The organism is Agromyces sp. NBRC 114283 (assembly GCF_030268405.1).
Lineage (GTDB): Bacteria > Actinomycetota > Actinomycetes > Actinomycetales > Microbacteriaceae > Agromyces > Agromyces mediolanus.
Genome location: NZ_BSQP01000001.1, coordinates 1,575,905 through 1,594,765 on the forward strand (window position 1 = coordinate 1,575,905; position 18,861 = coordinate 1,594,765).

At 72.4% G+C, this 18,861-nt stretch carries 20 protein-coding genes, 2 tRNA genes and 1 other RNA gene; 12 read left to right on the top strand and 11 right to left on the bottom strand.

Going from position 1 to position 18,861, the window contains the following annotated elements; genetic code table 11:
• Nucleotides 1–7: 7 nt before the first annotated feature.
• The 4 genes from galU to QSJ60_RS07710 all read left to right on the top strand — a co-directional run bounded on the left by galU (nt 8) and on the right by QSJ60_RS07710 (nt 2,898).
• Nucleotides 8–904 (top strand): UTP--glucose-1-phosphate uridylyltransferase GalU, encoded by an 897-nt coding sequence (galU, locus tag QSJ60_RS07695; protein ID WP_285463190.1) that lies wholly within the window; start codon nt 8–10, stop codon nt 902–904.
• Between the two features lie 50 nt (nt 905–954).
• Complete coding sequence (locus QSJ60_RS07700; RefSeq protein ID WP_285463191.1) at nt 955–1,617, top strand: GNAT family N-acetyltransferase; 663 nt, start codon at nt 955–957, stop codon at nt 1,615–1,617.
• A gap of 93 nt (nt 1,618–1,710) precedes the next feature.
• On the top strand, nt 1,711–2,751 hold the full coding sequence (locus QSJ60_RS07705) for a hypothetical protein (protein ID WP_285463192.1): 1,041 nt from the start codon (nt 1,711–1,713) through the stop codon (nt 2,749–2,751).
• A gap of 71 nt (nt 2,752–2,822) precedes the next feature.
• Nucleotides 2,823–2,898 (top strand) — tRNA-Ala (locus tag QSJ60_RS07710).
• A 54-nt stretch (nt 2,899–2,952) separates the two neighbouring features.
• On the opposite strand, the gene QSJ60_RS07715 is transcribed toward QSJ60_RS07710, so the two are convergent.
• Nucleotides 2,953–3,528 carry an ArsR/SmtB family transcription factor gene (locus QSJ60_RS07715; protein WP_230765018.1) on the bottom strand — a complete coding sequence of 192 codons (576 nt, stop codon included), beginning with the start codon at nt 3,526–3,528 and terminating at the stop codon, nt 2,953–2,955.
• Nucleotides 3,529–3,597: 69 nt separating this feature from the next.
• Here QSJ60_RS07715 and QSJ60_RS07720 point away from each other — a divergent pair, with 69 nt between their 5' ends.
• Complete coding sequence (locus QSJ60_RS07720; RefSeq protein WP_285463193.1) at nt 3,598–4,629, top strand: aldo/keto reductase; 1,032 nt, start codon at nt 3,598–3,600, stop codon at nt 4,627–4,629.
• 37 nt (nt 4,630–4,666) lie between these two features.
• Complete coding sequence (locus QSJ60_RS07725) at nt 4,667–5,374, top strand: DUF899 domain-containing protein (RefSeq protein ID WP_230765021.1); 708 nt, start codon at nt 4,667–4,669, stop codon at nt 5,372–5,374.
• Here QSJ60_RS07725 and QSJ60_RS07730 read toward each other — a convergent pair.
• Nucleotides 5,363–5,800 carry a GNAT family N-acetyltransferase gene (locus QSJ60_RS07730; protein WP_285463194.1) on the bottom strand — a complete coding sequence of 146 codons (438 nt, stop codon included), beginning with the start codon at nt 5,798–5,800 and terminating at the stop codon, nt 5,363–5,365. The genes QSJ60_RS07725 and QSJ60_RS07730 overlap by 12 nt on opposite strands.
• A gap of 53 nt (nt 5,801–5,853) precedes the next feature.
• On the opposite strand from QSJ60_RS07730, the gene QSJ60_RS07735 reads away from it, so the two are divergent.
• On the top strand, nt 5,854–6,459 hold the full coding sequence (locus tag QSJ60_RS07735; RefSeq protein WP_285463195.1) for a GrpB family protein: 606 nt from the start codon (nt 5,854–5,856) through the stop codon (nt 6,457–6,459).
• A gap of 4 nt (nt 6,460–6,463) precedes the next feature.
• Here QSJ60_RS07735 and QSJ60_RS07740 read toward each other — a convergent pair whose 3' ends face one another.
• On the bottom strand, nt 6,464–7,057 hold the full coding sequence (locus QSJ60_RS07740; RefSeq protein ID WP_285463196.1) for a TetR/AcrR family transcriptional regulator: 594 nt from the start codon (nt 7,055–7,057) through the stop codon (nt 6,464–6,466).
• Nucleotides 7,058–7,130: 73 nt separating this feature from the next.
• On the opposite strand from QSJ60_RS07740, the gene QSJ60_RS07745 reads away from it, so the two are divergent.
• On the top strand, nt 7,131–7,550 hold the full coding sequence (locus tag QSJ60_RS07745; RefSeq protein WP_285463197.1) for a VOC family protein: 420 nt from the start codon (nt 7,131–7,133) through the stop codon (nt 7,548–7,550).
• 16 nt (nt 7,551–7,566) lie between these two features.
• On the opposite strand, the gene QSJ60_RS07750 is transcribed toward QSJ60_RS07745, so the two are convergent.
• From QSJ60_RS07750 to ffs, 4 genes are all read right to left on the bottom strand, one after another.
• A complete protein-coding gene (locus QSJ60_RS07750; RefSeq protein WP_285463198.1) occupies nt 7,567–8,241 on the bottom strand; it encodes a DNA alkylation repair protein in 675 nt (224 codons plus the stop codon).
• A 35-nt stretch (nt 8,242–8,276) separates the two neighbouring features.
• The gene (proS, locus tag QSJ60_RS07755; RefSeq protein WP_285463199.1) at nt 8,277–9,698 is read right to left on the bottom strand and encodes a proline--tRNA ligase; all 1,422 of its coding nucleotides are present in this window, start codon (nt 9,696–9,698) and stop codon (nt 8,277–8,279) included.
• An 87-nt stretch (nt 9,699–9,785) separates the two neighbouring features.
• Nucleotides 9,786–9,873 (bottom strand) — tRNA-Ser (locus QSJ60_RS07760).
• Nucleotides 9,871–9,967: signal recognition particle sRNA small type (gene ffs, locus QSJ60_RS07765), an RNA gene on the bottom strand. The genes QSJ60_RS07760 and ffs overlap by 3 nt, the downstream gene beginning before the upstream one ends.
• Before the next feature lie 68 nt (nt 9,968–10,035).
• Here ffs and pta point away from each other — a divergent pair.
• The 4 genes from pta (at nt 10,036) to QSJ60_RS07785 (ending at nt 15,489) form a co-directional block, all read left to right on the top strand.
• On the top strand, nt 10,036–12,222 hold the full coding sequence (gene pta, locus QSJ60_RS07770; protein ID WP_285463200.1) for a phosphate acetyltransferase: 2,187 nt from the start codon (nt 10,036–10,038) through the stop codon (nt 12,220–12,222).
• Complete coding sequence (locus QSJ60_RS07775; RefSeq protein ID WP_285463201.1) at nt 12,219–13,442, top strand: acetate/propionate family kinase; 1,224 nt, start codon at nt 12,219–12,221, stop codon at nt 13,440–13,442. Before pta ends, QSJ60_RS07775 begins: the two co-directional genes overlap by 4 nt.
• 119 nt (nt 13,443–13,561) lie before the next feature.
• Nucleotides 13,562–14,155 (top strand): winged helix-turn-helix domain-containing protein, encoded by a 594-nt coding sequence (locus tag QSJ60_RS07780; RefSeq protein WP_285463202.1) that lies wholly within the window; start codon nt 13,562–13,564, stop codon nt 14,153–14,155.
• The gene (locus QSJ60_RS07785) at nt 14,152–15,489 is read left to right on the top strand and encodes an MFS transporter (RefSeq protein ID WP_285463203.1); all 1,338 of its coding nucleotides are present in this window, start codon (nt 14,152–14,154) and stop codon (nt 15,487–15,489) included. The genes QSJ60_RS07780 and QSJ60_RS07785 overlap by 4 nt, the downstream gene beginning before the upstream one ends.
• Before the next feature lie 4 nt (nt 15,490–15,493).
• Here the strand turns inward: QSJ60_RS07785 and QSJ60_RS07790 are convergent, their stop codons facing one another.
• From QSJ60_RS07790 to QSJ60_RS07805, 4 genes are read right to left on the bottom strand one after another with little or no spacing between them, the layout of a single operon-like run.
• The gene (locus QSJ60_RS07790; protein WP_285463204.1) at nt 15,494–15,997 is read right to left on the bottom strand and encodes a hypothetical protein; all 504 of its coding nucleotides are present in this window, start codon (nt 15,995–15,997) and stop codon (nt 15,494–15,496) included.
• Entirely contained in the window at nt 15,994–17,235 is a 1,242-nt protein-coding gene (locus QSJ60_RS07795; protein WP_285463205.1) for a signal peptidase I, read from the bottom strand. The genes QSJ60_RS07790 and QSJ60_RS07795 overlap by 4 nt, the downstream gene beginning before the upstream one ends.
• 46 nt (nt 17,236–17,281) lie before the next feature.
• Nucleotides 17,282–17,902, bottom strand: coding sequence for a SipW-dependent-type signal peptide-containing protein (locus QSJ60_RS07800; protein WP_285463206.1), 621 nt, complete (start codon nt 17,900–17,902; stop codon nt 17,282–17,284).
• Between the two features lie 7 nt (nt 17,903–17,909).
• On the bottom strand, nt 17,910–18,473 hold the full coding sequence (locus tag QSJ60_RS07805; RefSeq protein ID WP_285463207.1) for a SipW-dependent-type signal peptide-containing protein: 564 nt from the start codon (nt 18,471–18,473) through the stop codon (nt 17,910–17,912).
• Between the last annotated feature and the right edge of the window lie 388 nt (nt 18,474–18,861).

An 18,861-nucleotide genomic window follows, 5' to 3' on the forward strand; every position in this document is an offset into this window, starting at 1 on the left:
TGTCCTGATGACCGAGCGCATTACGAAGGCCGTGATTCCGGCGGCCGGCCTGGGCACCCGCTTCCTGCCGGCGACGAAGGCGATGCCGAAGGAGATGCTCCCCGTCGTCGACAAGCCGGCGATCCAGTACGTCGTCGAGGAGGCGGTGCACGCAGGCCTGACCGACGTGCTGATGATCACGGGCCGCAACAAGAACGCGCTCGAGAACCACTTCGACCGGGTCGCCGAGCTCGAGGCGACGCTCGAGGCGAAGGGCGACACGGCGAAGCTCGAGAAGGTCAACGAGTCGACCGAGCTCGCAGACATGCATTACGTGCGGCAGGGCGACCCGCTCGGTCTCGGCCACGCGGTGCTCCGGGCGAGCATGCACGTCGGAGACGAGCCGTTCGCCGTGCTGCTCGGCGACGACATCATCGACGCTCGCGACGAGCTGCTCACGCGCATGCTCGCCGAGCAGGGCAAGCGCGACGCCTCGATCGTCGCGCTGCTCGAGGTCGACCCCGACAGCATCCACCTCTACGGGGCTGCAGAGGTCGAGCAGACCGACGACCCCGACGTCGTGCGCATCACCGGCCTGGTCGAGAAGCCCGCCAAGGAAGTCGCCCCGTCCAACTACGCCGTGATCGGCCGGTACGTGCTGCGGCCCGAGGTCTTCGAGGTGCTCGAGCGCACGGCGCCCGGCAAGGGCGGCGAGATCCAGCTCACCGACGCGCTCATGGAGATGGCCGGCGACGTCGAGGGCACGGGCGGCGTCTACGGGGTCGTGTTCCGCGGACGCCGCTACGACACGGGCGACAAGCTCGACTACATCAAGGCCGTCGTGCAGCTCGCCGGCGACCGTGACGACCTCGGCCCCGAGCTCAAGACCTGGCTGCGCGGCTACGTTCAGGGTCTCGACGGCTGAGACCCGAGCGGCGACCGCCTGGGGCCCTGCTCGACCGCTACCCTCTGAGCATGGCTTCAGCCGCCCTTCCCACGCTCCGCGACGGCGAGCTCGTGCTCCGAGGCATCCGAGTGCGCGACGCGCGCGCGCTCGAACGCGTGCTCGTCGAGAATCGGGCTTGGCTGCGCCGTTGGGAGGCCACGTATCCCGGTGGCGGCTTCGCGATCGACGTGAAGAGCTCCATTCGGAATCTGCTCTCCCACGCGCGGTCCGGGCACGGCCTGCCGTTCGTGCTCGAGGTCGACGGTGAACTCGTCGGCCAGCTGAACGTGTCGTCGATCTCGTACGGCTCGCTGTCCTCGGCGACGATCGGCTACTGGGTGGCGCAGAGCGTCGCCGGGCGCGGGCTCACGCCGGCCGCGGTCGCGCTCGCGACCGACTACTGTTTCCGCACGCTGCGCCTCCACCGGATGGAGATCTGCATCCGGCCGGAGAACGCGCCCTCGCTGCGCGTCGTCGAGAAGCTCGGCTTCCGCTACGAGGGGCTGCGCCGCAGGTACATCCACATCGACGGCGACTGGCGCGACCACTTCGCGTTCGGCCTCGTCGCAGAGGAGGTGCCGCGCGGCGTGCTCCAGCGGTGGCGCGACGGCCGCGTTCCACCCGGTGCCGCCGAGATCCACCCGGCCGATCGGGTGGCGGCGCTGCATCCGCTGCAGCTCGACGTCCGTTGAGCCCGCGAGGCCCCGGGGCCGTCGTGGCATCCCCTCGCTGACACACCCGCGAATCTCGCGGGACGTCGAGGCTCCGTGCCCTACCGTTGATGCATGGACGTGGTGGGCGGGGGCGTGCTGGTGGCGGTGGCCGCCGCGCTGTGGATCGTCTATCTGCTGCCGAACTGGTTCCGCCGGCGTCAGTACGAGGCGAGCGAGCGGCACGCGATCCGGCTGCAGCAGACCCTCCGGGTGCTGGCCGAGACCGCGGAGACCCCCGAGGCGGTCCGCCTCGAGGCCACGGCGCGCGAGGTCGTCGCCCAGCGGCGCATTCTCGCGGCGCAGGAGGAGGCGGCCGCCCACCAGGCCGAAGCCGCACGTCTCGCTGCCGAGGCCGAGGCCCAGATCGCGCTGGTCGAGCGCCGCGCGGCCGAGGAGGCCGTCGCCGCCGCTCGCGAACGCGCCACCCGCCTCGCGGCCGCGCAGGCGATGCCGGCGCTCCCGCAGGCGACGGGAGCCGTGGCCGCGCCGCCCGTGACGCGCGGTGCCGCGCGCGCCGCGCGCCGCCGGGGTCGTGCGTTCTGCTCCTCGGTCGTGCTCGTCGCGACCCTCGTCGTCCTCCTCGGCCTCGCCCTGGCGTGGCCCCTCGTCGCTCTGCTCCTGGCCGCCGCCGCCGGTGCCGGAGCCACGGCCGGACTCGTGCGTCTGGCTCGGCCTGCCGCCCCGGTCTCGGTGTCGACGGCGCAGTCCGTCGCGCCGATTCCCGCGGCGCCCGCGTTCGAGCCGATCGAGCTGCAGACCGCGCCGCCGCGCTCGGTGGAGTGGACGCCGCAGCCGCTGCCGCGTCCGCTGCACCTATCGCGGGGCACGATCGCCGCGACCGCCATGGCCTCCGTCGAGGCGGCGGCGAAGCTGCAGCGCGCCACGGCCGACGAGGCGATCGCGGCGAAGGCGGAGCGGATGGCGCCCAAGGTCCCCGTGCTGCGGCCGGCGGCCGAGACGGCTCGGCCCGCGGCATCCGCCACCGCTCGCACCGCCGCACCGGCCCGCGCGGAGTCCGCGCCGAACCCGTATGCCGCGATGGGCATCGTCGGCAGCGCGGAGCCCGGCTTCAACGACCTCGACACCGTCCTCCGACGTCGTCGCGCGGTCTGATCGCTCTGGACGACCCGCAGCGGTGGTGGTCACCACCACACTGTCGGAGGTGATAGGCTCGTTCACGGCTCGGGCCCATGGCGCAGTTGGTAGCGCGTCTCGTTCGCAATGAGAAGGTCGGGGGTTCGAATCCCCCTGGGTCCACCACGCACGAAGGCTCGAACCCCGGTCGACGGAGACGTCGGCCGGGGTTCGAGCCTTTTACGGTTCGGACGGGAATCCTCGGGCGAACGCGAGCACGGTGCGCCGATCGACGCCGTCGTCCGGGACGGGGCGACGGCGCCAGCTGAGCAGGACCGTTTCGATCTCGCGCCCGAGCTCGGCCAGCTCCTCGGGGGAGAGCCGCATCCAGGTGTGGACGGCGAAGGCGCTGTCCTCCCACGGTGGCTCTGCGCTCTGCAGGAACTCCCGGGCGCGCTCGTGGTCGCGTTGCGCGATCACCCCGTCCGCGGCGACCGCCGCGGCGTGCGTGGCCGGCGAGGCGCGGAACGAGCCATTGCTCCATCGTGCACCCCGCGATACGAGCTGCCAGCTGCGCTTGCGGCGGTCGTGGTCGCTCGACGGGGCCGGCTCCACCAGCTTGGCCGCGACGAGCACCTTCAGGTGGTGCGAGACGCTTCCGGTGGCGAGCTGCGCGAGCTCGGCGAGCGAGCCGGTGGTCTGCGGGCCGTGGGCGGCCAGCACATCCATGAGCCTGGCCCGGTCGGGGTGGGCCAGGGCGGTGAGCGCGCGCAGGTCTTCGACGGGCGCGATGTCGTTCGGCTGATCCTCGCTCATAGTCCGATCGTACCCGGATTCTTGCAAGCAGATTTGCGCAAATCGGCTTGTGAATCTACGGTGACTGCTATGACCTCCCTCGCTTCCACGAAGCTGGGTGCGACCGGTATCACCGTGTCCCGCCTGGGGCTCGGCACGATGATGTTCGGCCATGCGGGCAACCCGGATCACGACGACTGCATCCGCATCATCCATGCGGCGCTCGACGCGGGCATCACCCTGATCGACACCGCGGACATGTACTCCGGCGGCGAGTCCGAGGAGATCGTCGGCGCGGCGCTCCGACATCGGCGGGACGAGGTCGTCCTCGCGACGAAGGGGCACTTCCCACTCGAGGGAGCGCTCGGCGCGGGCGGGAACTCCCGACGTCATCTCACCCTGGCGGTCGAGGCGAGCCTCCGGCGGCTCGGGGTCGATCACCTCGACCTGTACCAGGTGCACCGTCCCGACTGGTCGACGGACCTTGAAGAGACGCTCGGCGTGCTCACCGACCTCGTGCGCGCGGGCAAGATCCGGGCGTTCGGCTGCTCGACCTACCCCGCCTTCGAGATCGTCGAATCGCACCGTGTGGCCGAGCAGCGCGGACTGATGCGATTCCGCACCGAGCAGCCCCCGTACAACCTCCTCGCCCGTGGCGTCGAGCGCGACGTGCTGCCCGTCGCCCAGCGGTGGGGCATGGGCGTGCTCACCTGGAGTCCGCTCGCGTTCGGGTTCCTCACCGGACGCCACCGCAAGAACGGGCCGATCGTCTCCGAGGGTCGCGCCGCGCTGCGTCCGGCCTGGTTCGACCCGAACGACCCGGTGACCGCGCGGAAGCTCGAGGTGGTCGAGCGGCTCGTGGCGGTCGCCGATGGGCTCGGCTGCTCGCTCCCGGCGCTGGCCACCGCGTTCCCGCTGCACCATCCCGCCGTCAGCTCGGTGCTGCTCGGCCCTCGAACCGCCGCGCAGCTCGCCGACTCGCTCCGCAGCGCCGACCTCGTCATCGACGACGCCGCGCTCGATGCGATCGACGAGATCGTCCCGCCCGGGACCGATGTCTACGACGCGGGCAACTGGACCTCGCTCCCGTGGATCGCCGAGCGGCATCGGCGCAGAGTCTGAGTCGCGACATGTCGGCGGTCGCGGGCAGGCTGGGCGCATGACCGAGTCAGAGACGACGAAACTCCCGGTGCCGCGCGTGGTCGACCGCGAGGAGTGGGCGGCTGCACGGGCGACGCTCCTCCAGCAGGAGAAGGCGCTCACCCGTATGAACGACGCGGTCTCCGCGATGCGCCGGCGGATGCCGGTCGTGGAGATCGAGCGGGACTACGTCTTCGAGGGGCCGAACGGGCCGGTTCGACTGCTGGACCTCTTCGACGGGCGTCCCCAGCTCATCGTGCAGCACTTCATGTACGGGACCGACTGGGCCGAAGGCTGCGACGGCTGCTCGATGATGGCCGACCACATCGGGCCGCTGTCCCATCTGCACGCCAGGCGCACCTCGTTCGCGATGGTCTCGCGCGCACCGATCGGGAAGCTCACCTCGTTCCGCGAGCGGATGGGGTGGGATCTGCCGTGGGTCTCCTCCGGCGGGACGAGTTTCAACGAGGATTTCGGGGCGACCGTCGACGGCGAGGAGCGGCAGGCGATCAGTGTGTTCCTTCGCGACGGGGAGCGGATCCTCCACTCGTGGACCACCTACGCGCGCGGCGAGGAGCGGTTCATGGTCGTCTTCGACCTGCTCGATCTGACGCCATACGGTCGGCAGGAGTCGTGGGAGTACTCCCCAGCCGGCTGGCCGCAGGAGCCGCCCTACACGTGGATGCGGCTCCACGACCGCTACGCTCAGCCCGATTCAGTCGGCTGAGCCGGCGCTCACTTCAACCCGGCGCACCAGGTACTTCGCGGGCTCCGGGAGGTCGACGAAGCCGTACTGCCGGTACAGCCCGTGGGCGTCGGAAGTGGCGAGCAGCGTGCGGGGGACGCCGAGTGCGTCGAGATCGGCGGCGACGCCGGTCATGAGCAGCTTGCCGAGTCCGGTGCCGCGCGCATCCGGGTCGACGAAGACATCGCACAGCCAGGCGAAGGTGGCCCCGTCGGTGACGACCCGCGCGTAGGCGAGCTGCGCGCCGGTCTCCTCGTCGTAGACGCCGTAGTTGCGGGAGGTGTCGATCGCGGCGTCCTGCGTCGCGCGGCTTCGCCCTTCCGCCCAGTACGCGAGCGTGCTGAGCCAACGGTGCACGAGGGCGCGATCGAGGCGGTCTGCGGAGTTCGAGAACACGTACGGGGCCATTCGACCAGCGTAGGGTGGGGGCTCCGCCGTTTCGCCGAACCGAGGAGCTCAGGGTGCCCACGCCGCAGCAGATCGTCGACTTCACCGAGCCGCCGGCGCCCGAGGGGCGGTCCCCGTTCGTCCGGCCGCAGCGCGTCGCGCCGGTCGAGGTCGTCGCGTACGACGAGCGCTGGCCGGCGATCGCGGCGGAGCTCGACACGTGCATCCGCGAGGCCCTCGGCACCCGGGTGCTGCAGCTCGAGCACGTCGGCTCCACCTCGGTGCCGGGGCTGCCCGCGAAGCCCGTCATCGACCTCGACCTCACCGTCGCCGACCCCGACCGGGAGGAGGCGTGGCTGCCGCAGCTCGAGGCCGCCGGGTTCGAGCTCACGGTGCGGGAGCCCTGGTGGCACGGCCACCGCTGCCTCTCCCTCGACTCGCCGCGCGCGAACCTGCACGTCTTCGGGCCGACGGGCCCTGAGCAGTACAAGCACCGGATCTTCCGCGACTGGCTGCGGACCGACGCCGCGGATCGGTCCCGATACGCCGAGGTGAAGTCCAGCGCCGCGCTGGCCGCGACGGAGGCGGGGGAGACGATCATGCAGTACAACGCCCGCAAGGCTGCGGTGATCCAGGAGATCTACGGGCGCGCGTTCCGGGCGGCCGGCCTGCTCGACTGAGTCGTCAGCTCACGCTCGCGCTCGCGAGCGCCGCGTCGAGCAGCAGTGCGAGGCTGCGATGGGCCGCCGCTCTGGCTGCGGAATCGCCTGGATGCCCCGCGAGCCACAGCGCCGCGTCGTTCATCGCGCCCGAGAGCATCGCGGTGAGCGGCTCGAGGAGCGCGCCGGTGACGCCGGCGGCGGCGAGCGCCTCGCGCAGGTGCACGACGGAGTGCTCGGCGTCGAGCTGGCGCCACTCGGCCCAGCCGATCACGGCGGGCGCATCGACGAGGAGCGTACGGACCGCCGAGGCATCCGTGACGGCGTCGAGGAACGCGATGCACCCTGCGCGCAGCTGCGCCGAGGCATCCGCTCCCGCCTGATCGGCGGCCGCGACGACCGCCGAGGCGACCCGCTCCTGCAGGTGCGCGACCACCGCGGTGAAGAGTCCGCGCTTGCTCCCGTAGTGGTGGTAGACGGCGCCGCGGGTGACGCCCGCGGCGGCGGCGACGTCTTCGAGTGCGACCGCGGCGAAGCCGGACTCGGCGAACAGCGCCGTCGCGGTGTCGAGGATCGAGCGGGCCGTGCGGGCGGCGTCTTCAGCGGAGGCGCGAGGCATGGGCTTCCTTTACGTACAGAATGTATGTAAAACTGGGGATCAAACATTCTCAGTGTACGTAAAGGAGTCCACGATGACCGTCACGAGTTGCTATCCGGTGCTGATGAGCGACGACGTCGCCGCCACGGCCCGCTTCTACCGTGAGGAGCTCGGCTTCGAGGCGACGTTCGAGAGCGATTGGTACGTGAGCCTCCGACTCGGCGATTGGGAGCTCGCGGTGCTCGACCGCGGGCACGACACCATCCCCGCGGGCTACGGCGAGGCCGCTGCCGGGGTGCTGCTGAACCTCGAGGTCGACGACGTGGACGCCGTGCACGCCCGGCTCGTGGGGGAGCGGGGCCTCGAGCCGGTGCTCGCCCTGCGGGACGAGGCCTTCGGGCAGCGGCACTTCATCGTCGCCGCGCCAGACGGCGTGCTGCTCGACGTCATCCAGCCGATCCCGCCGAGCGCGGAGTTCCTCGCGGCCTACGCCGCGGGGGCCGCAGAGGGGTGAGCCGCTCGCCCCGCGCTCAGCCCGCCTGCTGCTCGCGGCGCACCATCTCGCCGATCCAGATCGGCGCGAACGGCGAGGTGCAGTTCGGCGGCGTGGGGTAGTCCTTCAGCACCTCGAGGCGTTCGCCGATGTCGAGCGCCCGCGCCCGGAGTTCGGGGCGACGGATGCCGATCGTGGCGAGGCAGGTGTTCATCTCCCACTGCAGGCGGTCCGGGGCGTCCTTCATCTCCGCCTCGATCGTGTCGAGGAGGGCGGGGAAGTCGAGCACCTCGGGCCGCTTCGCCACCGCGTCGGAGGTGAGCGCCCAGCCGGCGCTCGCCACGATCGGGTCGGGGTCGGCGAGCCACGTCTTCCGCAGCTCCTCGGCGTGCGGCCCCTTCTTGACGACGTAGTTCACGAGCCAGTCGTGCACCTTCGGAGCCCGGGCCTCCCGCAGCATCTCGTCGAGCTCGGCCGGGGTGAACGCGCGCGGCTTCGAGATCAGGATCGCGACCAGGCGGGCGGCGGTGTCGTCGGTCGCCCAGAGCCGGAGCGCGAGCTCCTGGTCGGACTTCAGGCGCTTCGCGACGCCGCGGAGCTTCGTCAGGTTCACGCCGTGGTCGTCGCCGTGCCGGGCGTTCACCTCGCGCATGCGCGGATCCTCGAGCTCGGCGAGTTCGGCGAGCACCTCGTCGACGGTGGAATCGGTCATCGGAGCCCTCCGCTCGATCGCGACCAGCCTAGGAGCTAATAGCTGCGGCCCACGATCGCGACGAGGCCCTCGGGCGCCGCGTCGCTCGGCAGCTCGCCGTCGGCGGTCTGGAGGCACCGGACCGTGACGGCCTTCGCCGCCAGCTCGTCCTCGCCGGTCTCGCCGAGGGCCGCGTAGGGGATCCGGGCGAAGCCGGTGGCTGCCGCGGTGATCGCCTCCGCGACGGTCTCGACGTCGGCGGTGCGCCCGGCGAGCCGCTCACGCGCCTGCGCGAGCAGATTCGCCTGCATCTCCTCGAGCAGCGCCGGGACCACCGTGCGCAGCCGGTCGAGCGGCAGCGTCGTCTTGCCCTCGGCGTCGCGCCGGGCGACGGTGGCCTGCTGCGCGTCGAGGTCCCGCGGCCCGAGCTCGATCCGGAGCGGCACGCCCTTGAGCTCCCACTCGACGATGCGGCGCCCGAAGCCGGGGGTGCTGCGCGCGTCGAGCCGGACCCGGACACCTGCATCCGTCAGCTCGTCCGCGAGCGCGGACGCGGCCGCCACGGTGCGCTCGTCGTCCTTCACCGCGACGACGACCGCCTGGATCGGCGCGATCCGCGGCGGCACCCGGAGGCCCGCCTGGTCGCCGTGGGACATGATCAGGCCGCCCATCATGCGGGTGCTCGAGCCCCACGAGGTCGTCCAGCACGTCTGGACGGCGCCCGCGGCATCCGTGTACCCGATGTCGAACGCCCGCGCGAACTTCTGGCCCAGCTCATGGCTGGTCGCCATCTGCAGCGCCTTGCCGTCGCCCATCATCGCCTCGCAGGTCATCGTATTGACCGCGCCCGCGAACCGCTCGCGGGGACTCTTCACGCCGACGAGCACCGGAATCGCGAGCGTGTCCTGCAGGAAGTCCCGGTACACCTCGAGGTGGATGCGCCGAGCGTACGCCGCGGCGTCCTCCGCGGTGGCGTGTGCGGTGTGGCCCTCCTGCCAGAGGAACTCGGTCGTGCGCAGGAACAGGCGCGGCCGCAGCTCCCAGCGCACGACGTTCGCCCACTGGTTCAGCAGCATCGGCAGGTCGCGGTGCGACTGGACCCACTTCGACATCAGGGCTCCGAAGAGCGTCTCGCTCGTGGGGCGGACGACGACGGGCTCCGTCAGCTCCTTGCCGCCCGCGTGGGTGACGACGGCGAGTTCGGGGCTGAAACCCTCGACGTGCTCGGCCTCGCGCTGGAGATAGGACTCCGGGATGAACAGCGGGAGGGAGACGTTCTCGGCGCCCGTGCGCTTGATGCGCGCGTCGACGTCGGCCTGCATGCGCTCCCAGATCGCGTAGGCGTACGGTCGGATGACCATGGTGCCGCGCACCGGTCCGTTGTCGGCGAGCTGCGCCTTCTCCAGGACGTCCTGGTACCAGCGGGGAAAGTCGTCCTGCACCGACGCGAGCACGCCGGAGCCTCCGTGTTGCACCATGCCTTCACATTATGGAGAAGGACCGGCGAGGCTGCACCTTGCACCAACGACGAACGCCCGCCGTTGCGGGCGGGCGTTCGGTGGTGCTGGCGGAGGATGGGGGATTCGAACCCCCGAGGGCTTTCACCCAACACGCTTTCCAAGCGTGCGCCATAGGCCACTAGGCGAATCCTCCAAAGACCCCTCACGCACCCGCCAGAGCCCGGTTACCCTTGCTGCGTTTCCGCCCTGGGGGAGTTGGCCTGGATGGCGCCACGTGAGGAGCCTCGGACAGTCTACCCGAGCGAACGGCTCCGGATGAACGCACGCTCTCAGGCTCGAGCAATAGGCTGGGTTCGTGGCGCACAGCATCTACATCTGCTCCGCCGAGGGGAACACGGGCAAGTCCACCGTCGCGCTCGGGACCCTCGACACGCTCATCCACCGCGCGACCCGGGTCGGCGTGTTCCGGCCGGTCGCGCGTTCGACCGCGGAACGCGACTACGTGCTCGAGCTGCTGCTCGGCCACGACGGCGTCGTGGACCTCGCCTATGAGGACGCGATCGGGGTGGGCTACGACGACGTCCACGCCGACCCGGACGGGGCGCTCGCGACGATCGTGCAGCGGTTCAAGGCGGTCGAGGCGCGCTGCGACACCGTCGTCATCCTCGGCTCCGACTACACCGACGTGGCGAGCCCGACGGAGCTCGCCTTCAACGCCCGCATCGCCGCGAATCTCGGCGCGCCGGTGCTGCTCGTGCTCGGCGGTCGCGCGGGGCTCCAGGGCGCCGACCGCATCGGGCACGCCGATCACGCGGTGGGCGACGAGGCGCGTACCGCGCCCGAGCTCGCGCAGCTCGCCGAGCTCGCCGTCGAGGAGCTCGAGCGGGAGCACGCGAGCCTGCTCGGCATCGTCGTGAACCGCGCCGACCCGGCCGCGCTCGACGCAATCGTCGCCGAGGTGCGCACCGCCGTGCAGCGCGGCCCCGGCCGGCACGGCCGGCCTGCGGCATCCGTCGTCGGCGAGGCGCCGACCGCGGTCTGGGCGATCCCCGAGGACCGCTACCTCGTCGCCCCCTCGATGCGCACCGTGATGGAGGCGGTCGGCGGCGAGCTCTACGTCGGCGACCCCGACCTGCTCGACCGCGAGGCGCTCGGCGTCGTCATCGCCGCGATGTCGATGGAGAACGTGCTCAACTGGCTGACCGAGGGCGCGGTCGTGATCGTGCCCGGCGACCGCAGCGAGGTGCTGCTCGGCGTGCTCACCGCGCACTCGAGCCAGGCCTTCCCGTCGATCTCCGGCATCGTGCTGAACGGCGGCTTCCCACTCCCCGAGCAGGTGGAGCGGCTCGTGCAGGGGCTGAAGGCCGGCCTGCCGATCATCCGCACGCCGATGTCGAGCTACGAGACCGCGCTCGCGATCACGCGCACGCGCGGCCGGCTCGCCGCCGAGTCGCAGCGCAAGCGCGACACCGCGCTCGCGCTCTTCGAGAAGCACATCGACGCCGAGGCGCTGCTCGAACTCCTCGATGTCGCCCGCACCGACGTCGTCACCCCGCTCATGTTCGAGTACGGCCTGCTCGAGCGGGCGCGTCGCGTGAAGAAGCACATCGTGCTCCCCGAGGGCTACGACGACCGCATCCTCCGCGCCGCGGCGACCCTGCTCGCGCGCGAGGTCGCGGAGCTCACGATCCTCGGCGAGGAGATCGAGATCCGCTCGCGGGCGATCGGTCTCGGCCTCGATATCTCGCGAGCGACGGTGCTGTCGAACCACGACTTCGTGTACGTCACCCGCTTCGCGGAGGAGTACCAGCGTCGCCGCGCGCACAAGGGCGTCACGCTCGAGCAGGCGCGGGAGCGGGTGCAGGACGTCTCCTACTTCGGCACGATGATGGTGGAGCTCGGCATGGCCGACGGCATGGTGTCCGGCGCCGCGCACACGACGGCGCACACCATCCGGCCGTCCTTCGAGATCGTGAAGACCCGGCCGAACGTCGACATCGTGTCGAGCGTGTTCCTGATGGCGCTCGCCGATCGGGTGCTCGTCTACGGGGACTGCGCCATCGTGCCCGACCCGACGGCGGCCCAGCTCGCCGACATCGCCATCTCCTCGGCGCGCACGGCCGAGCAGTTCGGCATCGAGCCTCGCGTGGCGATGCTCTCGTACTCGACGGGCGGCTCGGGCGAGGGCGCCGACGTCGACAAGGTGCGTAAGGCGACCGAGCTCGTGCGGCTGCGGGAGCCGGCGCTCGCCGTGGAGGGCCCCATCCAGTACGACGCCGCCGTGGATGCAGCGGTCGCGCGCACGAAGCTGCCCGAGTCGGAGGTCGCCGGGCGGGCCACGGTCTTCGTGTTCCCCGACCTCAACACGGGCAACAACACGTACAAGGCGGTGCAGCGCTCGGCGGGGGCCGTCGCGATCGGCCCCGTGCTGCAGGGGCTCAACAAGCCGGTCAACGACCTCTCCCGCGGCGCCACGGTGCAGGACATCGTGAACACCGTGGCGATCACGGCGATTCAGGCGGCCGAGGGCGGCGTGCGATGAGCGTCGTGCTCGTCTGCAACTCCGGCTCGTCCTCCTTCAAGTACCAGCTCATCGACGTCGCGCGCTCGGAGACGCTCGCGAGCGGCATCGTGGAGCGCATCGGCGCCGGCGTCGGGCACGCCCAGCACCGGCACGAGGGACCGGAGAACACGAGCCACGGCTCGAACTGGGACGGCGCGTTCGAGGTGCCGGACCACTTCGCCGCCTTCGAAGTGATGCTCGAGGGCTTCGCGGCGCACGGGCCGTCGCTCGAGGAGTTTCCTCCGGTCGCGATCGGGCACCGGGTGGTGCAGGGCGGCGCGCGCTTCTTCGAGCCGACCGTCATCACCGAGCTCGTGAAGATCAACATCGACGAGCTGTCCTCGCTCGCGCCGCTGCACAACCCGGCGAACCTCGCGGGCATCGAGGCGGCGCAGCGCGCCTTCCCGGACGTGCCGCACGTCGCGGTGTTCGACACCGCGTTCCATCAGACGATGCCGCCGGCCGCCTACAGCTATGCGATCGACCGCGAGGTGGCGGCGAAGCACCGCATCCGCCGCTACGGCTTCCACGGCACCTCGCACCGTTTCGTCTCGCGGGCGACCGCCGAGTTCCTCGGCCGTCCGCTCGAGGAGCTGCGCACGATCGTGCTGCACCTCGGCAACGGCGCCTCGGCCTGCGCCGTCTCGGGCGGGCGCTCGGTCGAGACGAGCATGGGGATGACGCCGCTGGAGGGGCTCGTCATGGGCACGCGCTCAGGCGACCTCGATCCGGCGGTACTGCTGCACCTGCAGCGGCGCGCCGGCTACTCGGTGGCCGAGGTCGACGAGCTGCTGAACCAGCGCAGCGGTGTGCTCGGCCTCGGCGGGCACGCCGACATGCGCGATCTCGTCGCGGCCGCGGATGGCGGCGACCAGGCGGCGGTGCTCGCGCTCGAGGTGTACGCGCACCGGGTCCGTTCCTACGTCGGGGCGTACGCGGCCCAGCTCGGCCGGGTCGACGCGATCGTGTTCACCGCCGGGGTCGGCGAGAATGCGGCACTCGTGCGGGAGTGGTGCCTCGCCGGGCTCGAGGGCTTCGGCGTCATCGTCGATCCCGACCGCAACCGGGCGGGCGAGCGCGGGGCGCGGCGCATCTCGGGCGACGACTCCCGCGTCGAGGTGCTCGTGGTGCCGACGAACGAGGAACTCGAGATCGCCAGGCAGACGGCCGAGGTGGTCGCGTCCGGCGCCATCGGCTGAACGGGCCGGTCCCCGGCCGGCCGTGCGCAGCTAGTGAGCCGGTCCTGCGCGGGACGACGCGCGTCGGGAGTTTCACAAGGACTATTGCGCAACACTTCTTGTGGAACTAGGCTCGCGCTATGACCGACGAGACCCAGCGCCGCGAGCCGAGTCGCATCGAACTGCAGGACCTCGGCCGCATGCGGGCGCTCGCGAACCCCGCGCGCATGCGGCTGCTGGGGCTGCTGCGGCTCGACGGCCCCGCGACCGTGGGGGTGCTGGCCGAGCGCCTCGGCGAGGCGCCGGGCTCGGTGAGCTACCACCTGCAGACGCTCGCCAAACACGGCTTCGTCGAGGAGGCGCCGGAACTCGCCCGCGACCGCCGGGAGCGGTGGTGGCGCGCCGCCCACGACTACACCAGCTGGAATCCGCTCGCGTTCCGCGACGACCCGGCGACGCGGGCCGGGCTCGACGAGTTCCGTCGCCAGGTGCTCGACGGCTATCACCGGGAGCTCCTCGACGCGCTCGCGGCCGAACCCGCCCTCGACACCGACTGGGTCGAGGCATCCGAGTCGGCCGACGCCGCTGCGCACCTCACCGCGCCGGAGCTCGCCGAACTCTCGGCGGAGCTCGCCGACGTGCGTGACCGCTGGTTCCGCCGCGGCCGCGAGCGCCGGGACGGCACTCGGGCCGTGCGCATCATCACACACACCTTCGTGCGGAGCGAGCCGTGAGCGGGCCGGACCCGGCCGCGCTCGACGCGGTGATCGGCGCGCCCTCGCCGCGGCGGCGCGCGCCGCTCTTCGCGACCTTCGCGGCGGCGCTCTTCTCGCTCGGCGGCAACGCGATCGCGCTCGTCGCGATCCCGATCATCGCGCTCCAGCAGACCGGCTCGCCGCTCGCGGCCGGCGTCGTCGGCGTCTTCGCCACGGTACCGCTCGTCATCGGCGGCGCGTTCGGCGGCGTCCTCGTCGACCGCTTCGGCTACCGCGCGTCGAGCATCGTCGCCGACCTCGCGAGCGCCGTCACCGTGCTGGCCCTGCCGATCCTCCACGCGACGGTCGGCCTCGAGTTCGCGGTGATGCTGGCGCTCGTGTTCCTCGGCGGCCTGCTCGACCCGCCCGGCGACACCGCGAAGACCGCGCTCACCCCCGACCTCGCCGCGCTCGCGAGGATGCCGATCGCGCGGGCCGCGGGCATCCAGTCCGCCGTCCAGCGCACGGCCACGATGCTCGGCGCCGCCACCGCCGGTGCGCTCATCGCGTTCCTCGGGCCGATGCCGGCGCTGCTCGTCGACGCCGCCGGGTTCGTGATCTCGGCCGCCCTCGTGCTGCTGTTCGTACCGCGGGGGCTGCGAGCGGCCTCGGCGGGTGCGGGCTCGGGCTCGGCGGGCCGAGCGGGGGAGTCGGGGCCGGCCGCCGACGACGACGGCGCCGGCAGCCGCGGATTCGTGGCCGGTCTGCGCTTCGTCGCGCGGTCGCCGCTCCTGCGCGCGATCGTGCTGCTCGTGACGTTGACGAATGCGATCGACGCGGCCGGGATGATGGTGCTGAAGCCGCTCTACGCCACGGAGGTGCTCGGCGACCCGGCGCTGCTCGGCTTCATGGTGGGCTGCTTCGCGGGCGGCGCGCTCCTCGGTTCGACGGTGTTCGCGGCGGTCGGCCACCGCTGGTCGGGGCGGGTGCTGTTCGCCGCGTGCTTCATGCTCGCCGGCACCGTGCCCTACGCCGCGATGGCGCTCGGGGCGCCCGCGCCGGTGCTCCTGCCAGTGCTCGCCGTCTCGGGCTTCGCCGCGGGCGCGATCAACCCGATGATCGCGACGGCGATGTACGGCCTGATCCCCGACGGGATGCGGGCGCGCGTCTTCGGCGTCACGACCGCGGGCGTCACCGCGACGATGCCGCTCGGCGCGTTCCTCGGCGGACTCGCCGCCGAACAGTTCGGCGTGGTCGGCACGATGGCGGGCTGCGCCGCGCTCTACCTCGTGCTGGCGTCGAGCCCGCTCTCCCTGCGGGCCTTCGGCGGGCTGCGCGCGGCGAACGCCCGTGCAGCGGCGAGCGACGGCTGAGCCCTCACGTGACGGTGCACGTGCCCGTTCCGATCAGGGCGGGCAGGCTCGCGGTGACGAGCCGCTGCGACGAGGTCCAGCCGGAGCGCTGCATCGAGACCGAGAGGTAGCCGGTGCCGCCGAGGGCGGCGTTCAGCAGCCCGCCCGTGTACGTCGTCGTGTACGAGCCGCCGCTGGGGCCGGTCGTGGTGAGCGCGCTGCCGAGCAGCACCACCTCGAGCAGCAACGGGTTCGTTCCGGCCTTGTAGACCGCCTCGCCGACGGCATAGCCGGCGGGCACCTGCCAGGTGATCGAGATGCGCGCGGAGCCGAGCACGTTCGATGCCGTGCAGGCGGTCGCGAGCGCCGTCGGTGCCGGGATCGTCGCCGCCGAGATGGTGCCGAGGCCGGCCTCGGCGTCGCTCCACGCGGCCTCGGTCGGCCGAACGGGGAGCGTCAGCAGGCCGAGCACGACCACGGCGGCGAGTCCCACCGCTGCGCGGGACCGCGCGGGTCCGCGCCGGGTCACGACGGCCGCCTTCGGCGTCGACGCGCCTGCGCGCCGAGGAGACTGAGCGCCGCCCCGAGGGCGAGGAGGCCCGCCGCGAGCAGCAGCCGGAGCTCGGGCGCGGCGCCGCTCGCCGCCAGCCCGGTCCGCGGGCTCGTCGCTCGGGGCTCGCCGTCGCTCCCGGTGGCGAGGAGCTCGCCGAAGCCGTCCGCCTGCACCCGCCACTCGGCGCGTGTCCCGGGGACGGCGTCCTGCTCCGGCATCCGCACGTCGAAGCGAAGCCAGCCACCCGGATGGCCGGGGACTTCGCCCAGGGCGAGGGCGCTGATCGAGGCGTCGAGCCGCTGTTCGGGCACGAGCTCGCGGCCGGACGCGCAGCTGCCGGCGACGGGCGCGCCATCGCAGGCGACGACGCGCAAGAGGATCGGGGTCGGCTCCGGCACCGCGACGTCGAGCCGGAGCTCGATCGTGCCAGTAGCGCGCGCGACTGTGGACGCGCCGAGCAGGAGGGTGGCGGATTGCCCGGGCGCGAGCCGCGCGAGGGCGAGTGGATCGCCGACGATCGCGAGCCTCAGGAACTCGCCCTGCACCACCCGCTCGAGCGGCGCCGCCTGCGCGGGCGCGCCGCCGAGCGCTGCGGCGACCGCGACCGCGAGTGCGGCGACGGCGCCGAGGGTTCCGATCCGTGCGCCTGCGGGGGATGCCTCGGGCTCGGCATCGGAGTCGGAGTCGCGCCGCCGCTCGTGCGGCCGGGGTGCCCGCGGCCCGCGGGGCCAGAACGCCCAGAGCACGAGCGCCGTGAGTCCGAGCGTGAGCCCGCCGAGCACGACCGGCTGCTGGAGCGCGGTGATGACGCCAGCGACACCCGGCACCGACCACAGCACGATCCGCACGGTGGCGACGTCGTACGGCGAGGGGTCGTCGACGGGATTCGCGTCGCCCCGCAACGTGAGCGCCCGGTGCTCGTCGTCGCCGTTCGGCGAGGCCTCGATGCCGACCACGCGGTGCGTGACGGGCAGCCGCCCGTCGCGCTCGACGGTGACGACGTCGCCGAGCCGCACCTCGGCGGCCGGGATCTCGCGCACCAGGGCGGCCGAACCGGCCGGGATGGTCGGGCTCATCGAGCCCGTCGCGAAGAGCATGATGGTGACGTTGAACGCGAGCGCGGCGACGACGAGGGCGATGCAGACCGCCCCCGCCGCGGCGAGCAGGAACAGCACCGCGTCGCCCGCCGCGCGCCCGACCCGCGCGGCGCTCACGTCGTCTCCGTCATTCCTGCCCCCGTCCCCCGTCGAGGTCTGCGATTCACTGGTTCGAGCTGGTCGTGACCGTCCACTTGAGCGTGCCGCTCTGCCCCTGGACCGTGCTCGGTGCGGTCGGTTTCATCCGCACCTGGAAGCAGAACCGCACGACGTTGCCCGCGGCCTTGGTGATCGCCGCGGACTTCCCGGCCGGCACGGCCGCCGTCGTGTCGGTGAACGTGGCGTCGGTGTAGATCGACGAGTCGCTGCACGCCGTGCCGGTGCCGGCGAGCACCGCGACCTTGTAGTCGAGCTGCGCCGTGAGCGTGCCGGACCCGCCGGGGGCGATCGCCGACAGCACGGCCTGGCCGTCGGCGGTCGTCGCGGCCGTCGTGCGGACGTCGAGTCCCGCCGTCGCGGTCGCCGACGGCGAGAGGCCGGCGACGGCGAAGGTCAGTGCGGCCGGGGCCGCGTCGCTCGTCTGGGCGTACGACGCCGACGCGGTGTCCTTCGCCTCGGAGACGAAGACGCTCGCGCTGAAGCTGCCGGTGCCCACCTCGGCGTCGTTCCACGCGGCCAGGGTGGCGGTGGCGCCGACGCCGAGCACGAGCCCGGAGGCGAGGATGGCGAGGAGCCGACGGCGGGCGACGCCGTGCGGCCCGCGCCAGCTGCGGTGCCGCGGCACGATCGGCCTACGAGATCGGGGCCGCTGAGGTGCCGAGGAACTCCCACGTGATGGATCCCGTCTGCGACTGGCCGAGCGCGCTGCTCGCGGTGACCGCGATGCAGTAGTTGCGCTGCTCGGACAGCGAGGCGAGCGTGCCGATCTCGTCGGGCGTCGTCAGCGTGGCCGGTGTCGAGTTCGGCACGACCGAGGTGCCGGCGGCGAACGCCGAGGCGTCGCAGCTGGTCCCGGCCCCGACATCGACGATGCCGTAGCTGACGTTCGGTGCGATGGTCCCCGTGCCGCTCGAGGTGAGCGTGAGGTCGGCGCCGTAGTTCGAACCGGTGCCGAGCTTCAGCGAGAACAGGTGATACACCGTGGCGTTCGGCGTCAACCGGTCGGCTCCGACGGCGAAGGTGAGCGCTGCGCCTGGCGCGGTCGGGTGCTCGCTGAACGCGGTCCCGTCGGGACTTCCGACGAGCGAGAACGCCCCGGAGCCGAAGGTGCCGCTCGCGAACTCCCGATCCGTCCAGGCGGCGAGCGTGATCGCCGCGCCGACGCCGAGCACCAGCCCTCCGGCCAGTATCGCCATGATCTTCCGGCGCCCCCGCGCCCCGTCCGCGCCGTCCGGCGGCTGCTCGGGCCCCCCAGCCCGAGCCGCCGCCGGAGCGGTCGCAACAGTGTCCTGATGCATGTTTCCCCCGATGTGCCGCATTCGCGACGGTTTCCCTTGCGCGGCAACGTACTCCTTTGCCAGCCGGACTGGTGTCCCCCTTTCGGAGGCCATGCCGCCCCCGGATGGTCGCCGGGGGGATGCCTCGCGCGCGGGTGCGCGGAGGTGCACCCGGGCGCGCGCGCGGGGGCCCGCACACGCGCGCGCGAGGGCGCCCGCGCGCGTTGAGATGAGCGATGCTCACCCCGATTCGGGGGGATGCCGAGGAATTTTCAACGAAGTCTTGAATCCGGCTCAGCTCCTGTGG

What these genes read in the sequence shown, in the direction of transcription:
- QSJ60_RS07725 (WP_230765021.1), top strand. Translation starts at nt 4,667, where the DNA reads ATGACCGAGTCAGAGACGACGAAACTCCCGGTGCCGCGCGTGGTCGAC.
- QSJ60_RS07745 (WP_285463197.1), top strand. Translation starts at nt 7,131, where the DNA reads ATGACCGTCACGAGTTGCTATCCGGTGCTGATGAGCGACGACGTCGCC.
- QSJ60_RS07715 (WP_230765018.1), bottom strand. Translation starts at nt 3,528, where the DNA reads ATGAGCGAGGATCAGCCGAACGACATCGCGCCCGTCGAAGACCTGCGC.
- QSJ60_RS07730 (WP_285463194.1), bottom strand. Translation starts at nt 5,800, where the DNA reads ATGGCCCCGTACGTGTTCTCGAACTCCGCAGACCGCCTCGATCGCGCC.
- QSJ60_RS07700 (WP_285463191.1), top strand. Translation starts at nt 955, where the DNA reads ATGGCTTCAGCCGCCCTTCCCACGCTCCGCGACGGCGAGCTCGTGCTC.
- proS (WP_285463199.1), bottom strand. Translation starts at nt 9,698, where the DNA reads ATGGTGCAACACGGAGGCTCCGGCGTGCTCGCGTCGGTGCAGGACGAC.
- QSJ60_RS07775 (WP_285463201.1), top strand. Translation starts at nt 12,219, where the DNA reads ATGAGCGTCGTGCTCGTCTGCAACTCCGGCTCGTCCTCCTTCAAGTAC.
- QSJ60_RS07750 (WP_285463198.1), bottom strand. Translation starts at nt 8,241, where the DNA reads ATGACCGATTCCACCGTCGACGAGGTGCTCGCCGAACTCGCCGAGCTC.
- QSJ60_RS07740 (WP_285463196.1), bottom strand. Translation starts at nt 7,057, where the DNA reads ATGCCTCGCGCCTCCGCTGAAGACGCCGCCCGCACGGCCCGCTCGATC.
- QSJ60_RS07720 (WP_285463193.1), top strand. Translation starts at nt 3,598, where the DNA reads ATGACCTCCCTCGCTTCCACGAAGCTGGGTGCGACCGGTATCACCGTG.
- galU (WP_285463190.1), top strand. Translation starts at nt 8, where the DNA reads ATGACCGAGCGCATTACGAAGGCCGTGATTCCGGCGGCCGGCCTGGGC.
- QSJ60_RS07705 (WP_285463192.1), top strand. Translation starts at nt 1,711, where the DNA reads ATGGACGTGGTGGGCGGGGGCGTGCTGGTGGCGGTGGCCGCCGCGCTG.
- QSJ60_RS07780 (WP_285463202.1), top strand. Translation starts at nt 13,562, where the DNA reads ATGACCGACGAGACCCAGCGCCGCGAGCCGAGTCGCATCGAACTGCAG.
- QSJ60_RS07805 (WP_285463207.1), bottom strand. Translation starts at nt 18,473, where the DNA reads ATGGCGATACTGGCCGGAGGGCTGGTGCTCGGCGTCGGCGCGGCGATC.